Consider the following 6748-nt stretch of genomic DNA (forward strand, 5'->3'; position numbering starts at 1 on the left):
ACCGGATCACATCATGGCAGACGTCACCCTTTCCGATATCCGCAAGAGCTATGGCGCAGTGAAGACCGTTCATGGCGTCGATCTCGACATCAAAGACGGCGAGTTCGTCGTGCTGGTCGGGCCGTCAGGCTGCGGTAAGTCCACACTTCTGAGAATGATCGCCGGTCTGGAAACGATCACCGGCGGTACCCTGAATATCGGCGGCAGTGTGGTCAACGACCTCGACCCGAAGGACCGCGACATCGCCATGGTGTTCCAGTCCTATGCGCTTTACCCGCATATGACGGTTGCGACCAATATGGGTTTCTCGCTGGAGCACCGCGGTGCCAGCAAAGCCGAAATCGCCGAGCGGGTAAAATGGGCGGCCGGCATATTGGGCCTTACCAGTCTTCTTGATCGTTATCCGCGACAGCTCTCCGGCGGCCAGCGGCAGCGCGTCGCCATGGGCCGCGCGATCGTTCGCAATCCGCAGGTTTTCCTGTTCGATGAGCCGCTGTCGAACCTCGACGCGAAGCTGCGTGTCGTGATGCGCGGCGAGATCAAGGCGTTGCATCAGAAGCTGAAGACGACCACTATCTACGTCACCCACGACCAGGTGGAGGCGATGACCATGGCCGACAGGATCGTCGTGCTGAACGGCGGCAGGGTAGAGCAGATCGGTGCGCCGCTCGATCTCTACGACCGCCCGGCCAACCAGTTCGTTGCGGGTTTCATCGGATCGCCGTCGATGAATTTTCTCGAGGGCAAGATAACGGAGGCGGGCTTCCAAACATCGGGCGGGGTTTTGCCCCTGCCTAAGTTGATAAACACCGAAATGGGGCAGACTGCCGTCTACGGCATTCGTCCCGAACACTTTCGATTGTCTGACCATCCCAGCCACGCAAGTGTTCCTGCCGAAATCGTTCTCATCGAGCCGATGGGACCCGAGACGCAAGTGACAATGAAGTTTGGGGAAACTCAGGTAACCGGCGTTTTCCGTGAGCGGATCAATGGTGCGCCTGGCGAAGTGATACACGTCTCGCCTGAGGTCGGCTCCATTCACCTGTTCTCTAAGGACGGTGATACCCGCCTCAACTAATGACGCGCTCATACCGCGATTTGAACTATGAGTGCGAAGCGAACTTGCAGCCGCGTCGTAGAACAATCGGCCGTTTTCGTGGAATGAGCGGTTTCTCAATCGGTTAGGGATAAATAGGTACGGGTCGAAGGTTCAGATCTGCTCAAGAGCTAAAGAAACAAGGTTTCTTCAATGACGCGTCGGTGGAAAACCAAAAGGGCGACGGCCTCCAGCTGGTGAGTTTTATGTCGATGCAGTTGGCGGTCGACACCGATCCTATCGCGACAGGCGACCTTCGTCGTCGATGAGCGTCAACCGGCAAGGCGCCGAACAAGCTCGATATCCCCCACGTTAGAGACAGGCTCGCATTACCAGCTACAAGCAGCGAGCCACTGTACCTGGAGCCCAGTTCCGCTAGCGTAACGGTTTGCACGCCTAGGACTGCACCACCCAAGAGAAATGCAACGACCAGGAGTAGATTCTGATCTAACACTATGGAGAATAATACAAATGCCAGCATTCCTGTTAGTGCGCACAGGAGTATAATTGCAAAAGGCGAGCTTCGATCGATGGCCCATCCTATTGGTATCTGAAAAATAGTTCCGCCTAACATCAATGTAAAAAGCAGTATGGTCACATCTGCTTCAGTCCAACCAGACCTAAGACCATAGCTTGGCAGCAGGGACATAAAACCATTGTCGAACAAAGTTGTCGAACCGTAAGCAAAAACCAGAAGACCGCCGGTGGTGAGGAATGCTGGTATCGATGCGGCTTTATTTTCGCTCTCTTCGATCCGCTTTACCCGCACTCTTACGAAAAGAAAGGGAATTATCGCGAGGAAAAGCAACGCCGCAGTTACTAGGAAGGGTGTAAAGTCGGCCGAGCCGGCAAGACGTAAGATGAGAGGACCTACCGCATATCCTAAAGTCGTGATGCTGGTGTAAGCGCCCATGAGCCGTCCGCGATAAGCCGGCGGAGCCACCGACAGTAAGCTGGCTTCACTCAGAACATAAACTGCGTTCGCTCCACAACCAAGCAGGAATCTTAAGACTAGCCACACGCGGGTGTCGGACGTCATTCCGATAAGCAAAAGGATCAATATTAGGAATGCTATGGAGGTTGCTATCGCCGCTCCGCGCGGCCTCTTTACATGGCTTTCGCTGCACCCGGCAATTTTAGCGGTACGGGCGATGCTATGCTCTCGTAGCCGTAGTTCGATTATCAGCCTATTTTTGTCGTGGTCGGCACGACGCCCGGCATATTTTCCCCTTGCTTTAGCGAGCTGAATGCCTTGGGCCTGACGTTCGCGACGATCCGTGAAATCGTCATGGGCCATCTGAAGGGCGAGTTTCAGCAACATGTCCTGGACAGACTGTAGGACGATTTTGCCAATGCCATCGATGTTGTCCGTGATGTCGCTTATGTCGACCACGCCTGGAACCGCCAGACGCGCACCCTTTGCTCGGATTGAACCGACCAGCTTTTCGGCCTCCTCCAACGGAAGCCGGCTGATGCGGTCCATCTTCTCAGCGATCACGACTTCGCCTGCCTGCAGATCGCTAATCAGGCGAAGCAGCTCCGGGCGATCGGAGCGCGCGCCGGATGCCTTCTCACTAGACGCCGGCAATATAGTAGCCGGCGTCTTTTGCCTGTTCGATGATGGCTTCCTGTCGATCGAGCTCCTGTCCCTGCGTGCTCACCCGAAGGTACACGCGAGCTGCTTGTATTCGCGGAGCCTTCGACATCAGCCGCCGCCCTTCCGCTTCGAAGCGTGACGGATGCTCAGATACGCAAGACAAATCCAGGAAACTAAAAACCCGACGATCATCAGGGCCATATAAGCAAAAACTCTGCTTGCCGCTTCGTGGAGCCCGGACAACGTGAGCACTGCTCCGACGAGCATCAGCGCAGCAGTCGCTATTATGAAGCAAACTGCAATTTTCCAAGCGGAGCTTGCTCGGGAAATTTGGGTTCGTACTGATCGCAGGAAGCTCACGGTAGGCCTTTTTGACTATAGCTCAAAGCGCCTGGCTAATGAGCTAGGCGCATTATAAGAAACCGCAGCTCTAATTGGCTAGGCGCAGAGGAGCAACCCTATTGAGCCAGTGCGCGAGAAAGATCACCTTGGGTCAAGATCTTGTTCGAGCGTCAACCCCTGAAGAAGTGATCGAGGATTGCCCACCCCGTCCTCAATCGTGTCACCGAACACGTCAATCAAGAACGCCGATCGCGGTGCGGGCTCTTTTTCAGGGTAGATATACTTGAGGGCAAACGATGTATCTTTAGTACTAAGGCGACCGAGTTGTCGGAGGGCTTTGTCAACGACTTCGACGGGATTAGGTGAAAAGTCATCATTCGGCCATTTGCCGCTGTCGCGGGCGTAGGCCCAATGCTTCTGCGCGTGCGCTGCGACGGTCTCTCGAATATGTCGGTTTTCGTCCTCGAGCCAAAGATCAATCAATCGATGGCCGTAGTTCATTTTCACCTGTTCGAGCGTGTTTCCTGCATGGATCAAAGGAAATTTGAGAAGCATCTCTATGGCGTGCGATAGCAAATGAAGTGTCGGACGTACGAGCATTGAGGATTGATAATCCCATCGTTCGCTTTCCCGTATAATACGAGCCGAACGAACATACATTGCTGCGGTCGCTATAAAATGACCGGCCTCAGAGAGGTGAAAGCTTTCATCGAAAGCCGGTTTCACCATAATCTCTTCCTGTGGCGGACCATAAGCCAAGATGCCTTGCGCAAGTTGCCGTTCAGTCCTCACGGCCTTTATTATCCGCTTGCTATTCCGGGCTCACGCAACATCTGAATATCGGTCATCTCGTCAAAGTCTGACAACCTCGTATAGTAGGCATTGCGCAGACGCGTGATGAAACTCTTCGGCAGGTTTGTATTTTCGAGAAGATCGGGGTCGTCCTCGCGGTATGGATTCGCGTCAATCATGGTTCGTCCTCCTAGATCAGAAGACAAAAATCATGCGATTTCTTTCTGAGAGCAATGTGCAGATTTGCAGGTGGAACGATATGCCAGCCCAAATTGAACATTATAAAAACCACCGGATCGCCATCTACAGTCCGGGTGACCATTTTGCTGTGGTGACGCCGCCCGGTGGAAACGCTGTGATGTCCTTTCCTGCAGGTCGGCCAGAGGCGTCTCGGCTAGAAGGGCCGGAGGTTTGCCTGGAGCGAGCTAAAGCCGCGATTGATGGGTTGCCAGAATCTGCATAGAAAAGGCCCGCTCACTGAGCGGGCCGGGGTCCGTGCTGGGAGGCACATTAGCTGCTAGGTCTTGTCGACGACACTTTTCACGCCGTCCTTGGCATGGCCCTTACCTTGCTGCGCGTCGCCCTTGGCTTCCTGCGCTGCGCCCTTAGCCTCCATGCTGCGATTGTCTGTCGCGTCACCGACTGCCTGCTTCGCCTTGCCGGTCAGTTCGTGAGCCTTGCCGGAAATCTTGTCGGTTGCCGAACTCATGTTCTTATCTCCTTCATTGCAGCGGTGGAGCGGCCTTCAAATCGCCATCCGATCATGACGCCGGGTAGGTCCACCTTCGGCCGCTCATCGGCCCGCTTGCAGAATCAACACGGCGGCCGCCACATCGTTCCGCTTTAGTTTTTTGGATCGATCTGCTCTGCGAATTGTTGGGGTGCATTGCACAAAAGGAGCCAACAATGAATCTCAGCGATGCAGCTCGATCCATTCTCGTCTTTGCAGCCTATCACGAACTCACCAGTGGCGAGCCTGTGAAGGAAGTTGTCCTCGATGATGGTGCCGGCCATAAGGCCAGTTCTGCCGGTCAAACGGAGTTGGAGGAAGCAGGGCTAATCCAGATCGACGGCGATCGCGCCGCGATCACAGACGAGGGCGAGCAGGTGCTTGCCGCTTTGTTGAACGCCATCCGCAATGCAACAGGAGCTTGATATGACCGATCAAAAGAACGCGCGGGAAAGTGATGCTGCCCGCTCCGAAGGCGGGGAACAGGCCGACAAGAACCGCGAGCTGCTGAAGGAGAAGGCTGAAGAGGGCCTGAAAAATGCCGACAACGAGCTTCCGAAGGATGAGATATGAGTAGCGGGGGCAAAGCACGGTTCGGTATGATGACGTTTGTCGCAGTGATTTTCGCAATCGCGATTGTCATTGCCGGCGTCTACATGGTCTTTTTCACGCCGGGCCAGCCGGAGCAGCAGCCCTCTCCGCATGCCATTCAACAGAACGGATAGGATTGAGACGGGATTGTCATATGTGCGGACGGTTTACCAATGAAATGACATGGGCTGAGATCCACGCACTTTACAGCATCCATAACCCTGCCCCGCCGCCGTCCAATATGCCGCCGCAATACAACATCGCGCCGACACAGAGCGTCTATTTCGCGCATAGGGATAAGGCCAGCGCGATTGAGGTCGACTACGGTCGCTGGTGGCTCGTGCCGTTCTTCGCCAAGGAAATGCCGAAAGCCGCGATGTTCAACGCACGGATCGAGACCGTCGACACGTCCGGTGCGTTTCGAGCGCCGTTCAACTCGAAGCGCTGCCCCATTCCGGCCGATGGCTACTTTGAATGGACGACGAGCGTCGAGGACGGCAAGAAGGATCCATGGCTGTTGCAGATGCCCGAGGGCAAGGGCTTTTCCTTTGCCGGTCTGTGGGCGCATAACGAAAAGCTTGGCGTGACGAGCTGCACGATCATCACCGCGCCGGCCGTCCCTCATATCGCCCACATCCATACGCGAATGCCGATCATACTCGATCCGGCTTGTTACAGCGCCTGGCTCGATACGGACATCAAGGGCAAAGACGCCAAAGCGCTTTTGCTTGATCGCCAGATTGATGACCACCTGGTGTTTCATCGTGTCGGCCGCGACGTGAACTCATCCCAATATGACGGGACCGATACGAAGAAGCCGCTGGTCAATTCTTTGTAAGAAAAAAGGGCCAGCGAGATCGCGGCCCTTGAAATTGGAAGGTCGAAACCTCCAGAGGGGAACAGCTGCGGCCCGGGGCACAATGGGCGCAACCGCTTATCCGCATATGAGCACTATTCGGTTTCCCGACAAGGGCTGGTTGCCCTCATATCGGTACGGCTCTCCCCGTTTTACGCTTGGGACAATCGATCGAGCAGCAGCGCAAACGCGCCGTCATTCTCTGGAGGGTGGTAGCCGGCCTGGTGCTGTAAGGCGCTGCGGACCACGGCGCTGGACGCAAGGCTGACAAAGTTGCTCGAAAACTGATCGGCCGACGCCATCACTTTTTACGATCCAGCTCAGCCTCAACTTTGTCACGGCTGTTGCCGACCTCATGCACGGCATCTTTTACAGCGGCCTTGGAAACGTTCTCCTTGTCCGCCTCGTAGCGAACTTCATGTTCCTGTCCGCCGGCGACTTTGGCGCGATCCTGTTCGCGGCCCTTTCCAGTATTCGACATGATTTACCCTCTTCATGATGTCGCGAGGCCATACAACCGCCGATAGGGGCACCTTGTTCCCGTTTTCCGTCACGTCAGCCAAGACATTCACGAGCACGCCGAAACGCCGCCTAGCCTCCTGCAGCTGCTTCGCGCTAGCAAGCGGCAGGTTTATGACGGGTGCAAGGATCTGGACGAGCCTGACGGCGGCGCGACGCGCGTCTGGATCATCGCTGTCGCTCGAAATCTCTTCTGCCAACGCGTACATGCGTCGAAAGCTACCG

The 6748-nt window shown here is 55.5% G+C and carries 9 protein-coding genes and 1 pseudogene; 4 read left to right on the forward strand and 6 right to left on the reverse strand.

Annotated features, from left to right (window positions below):
• Nucleotides 1-13: 13 nt before the first annotated feature.
• Entirely contained in the window at nucleotides 14-1078 is a 1065-nt protein-coding gene (ugpC, locus tag BM216_RS32715; protein WP_093004495.1) for an ABC transporter ATP-binding protein, read from the forward strand.
• Nucleotides 1079-1220: 142 nt separating this feature from the next.
• On the opposite strand, the gene BM216_RS34970 is transcribed toward ugpC, so the two are convergent.
• The 5 genes and pseudogenes from BM216_RS34970 to BM216_RS32730 all read right to left on the reverse strand — a co-directional run bounded on the left by BM216_RS34970 (nucleotide 1221) and on the right by BM216_RS32730 (nucleotide 4536).
• Nucleotides 1221-2183, reverse strand: a complete 963-nt coding sequence (locus tag BM216_RS34970; protein WP_348272034.1) for an MFS transporter — start codon at nucleotides 2181-2183, stop codon at nucleotides 1221-1223.
• A 15-nt stretch (nucleotides 2184-2198) separates the two neighbouring features.
• Nucleotides 2199-2802, reverse strand: a pseudogene (locus tag BM216_RS35250) (recombinase family protein); the annotation flags it as partial.
• A 374-nt stretch (nucleotides 2803-3176) separates the two neighbouring features.
• Nucleotides 3177-3764 carry a hypothetical protein gene (locus tag BM216_RS32725; protein ID WP_093004497.1) on the reverse strand — a complete coding sequence of 196 codons (588 nt, stop codon included), beginning with the start codon at nucleotides 3762-3764 and terminating at the stop codon, nucleotides 3177-3179.
• A gap of 71 nt (nucleotides 3765-3835) precedes the next feature.
• Nucleotides 3836-4006 (reverse strand): hypothetical protein, encoded by a 171-nt coding sequence (locus BM216_RS34440; RefSeq protein WP_177231024.1) that lies wholly within the window; start codon nucleotides 4004-4006, stop codon nucleotides 3836-3838.
• Between the two features lie 338 nt (nucleotides 4007-4344).
• Complete coding sequence (locus tag BM216_RS32730; RefSeq protein ID WP_093004499.1) at nucleotides 4345-4536, reverse strand: CsbD family protein; 192 nt, start codon at nucleotides 4534-4536, stop codon at nucleotides 4345-4347.
• Nucleotides 4537-4733: 197 nt separating this feature from the next.
• Here BM216_RS32730 and BM216_RS32735 point away from each other — a divergent pair, with 197 nt between their 5' ends.
• From BM216_RS32735 to BM216_RS32740, 3 genes are all read left to right on the forward strand, one after another.
• Nucleotides 4734-4982, forward strand: a complete 249-nt coding sequence (locus tag BM216_RS32735; protein ID WP_093004501.1) for a hypothetical protein — start codon at nucleotides 4734-4736, stop codon at nucleotides 4980-4982.
• A gap of 1 nt (nucleotide 4983) precedes the next feature.
• Nucleotides 4984-5130, forward strand: coding sequence for a hypothetical protein (locus BM216_RS34445; RefSeq protein WP_177231025.1), 147 nt, complete (start codon nucleotides 4984-4986; stop codon nucleotides 5128-5130).
• Nucleotides 5131-5302: 172 nt separating this feature from the next.
• On the forward strand, nucleotides 5303-5986 hold the full coding sequence (locus BM216_RS32740; protein WP_093004503.1) for an SOS response-associated peptidase: 684 nt from the start codon (nucleotides 5303-5305) through the stop codon (nucleotides 5984-5986).
• Nucleotides 5987-6305: 319 nt separating this feature from the next.
• On the opposite strand, the gene BM216_RS32745 is transcribed toward BM216_RS32740, so the two are convergent.
• Nucleotides 6306-6485 (reverse strand): DUF3606 domain-containing protein, encoded by a 180-nt coding sequence (locus BM216_RS32745; protein ID WP_093004505.1) that lies wholly within the window; start codon nucleotides 6483-6485, stop codon nucleotides 6306-6308.
• Nucleotides 6486-6748: the final 263 nt, after the last annotated feature.

Origin of the sequence: Rhizobium sp. NFR07 (genome assembly GCF_900111905.1) — a bacterium.
In the GTDB taxonomy this organism is placed as follows: Bacteria; Pseudomonadota; Alphaproteobacteria; order Rhizobiales; family Rhizobiaceae; genus Neorhizobium.

Bases quoted from the DNA above. Each gene is read 5' to 3' on its own strand.
- ugpC (WP_093004495.1), top strand. From the start codon at position 14: ATGGCAGACGTCACCCTTTCCGATATCCGCAAGAGCTATGGCGCAGTG.
- BM216_RS32725 (WP_093004497.1), bottom strand. From the start codon at position 3,764: ATGGTGAAACCGGCTTTCGATGAAAGCTTTCACCTCTCTGAGGCCGGT.
- BM216_RS34440 (WP_177231024.1), bottom strand. From the start codon at position 4,006: ATGATTGACGCGAATCCATACCGCGAGGACGACCCCGATCTTCTCGAA.
- BM216_RS32730 (WP_093004499.1), bottom strand. From the start codon at position 4,536: ATGAGTTCGGCAACCGACAAGATTTCCGGCAAGGCTCACGAACTGACC.
- BM216_RS32735 (WP_093004501.1), top strand. From the start codon at position 4,734: ATGAATCTCAGCGATGCAGCTCGATCCATTCTCGTCTTTGCAGCCTAT.
- BM216_RS34445 (WP_177231025.1), top strand. From the start codon at position 4,984: ATGACCGATCAAAAGAACGCGCGGGAAAGTGATGCTGCCCGCTCCGAA.
- BM216_RS32740 (WP_093004503.1), top strand. From the start codon at position 5,303: ATGTGCGGACGGTTTACCAATGAAATGACATGGGCTGAGATCCACGCA.
- BM216_RS32745 (WP_093004505.1), bottom strand. From the start codon at position 6,485: ATGTCGAATACTGGAAAGGGCCGCGAACAGGATCGCGCCAAAGTCGCC.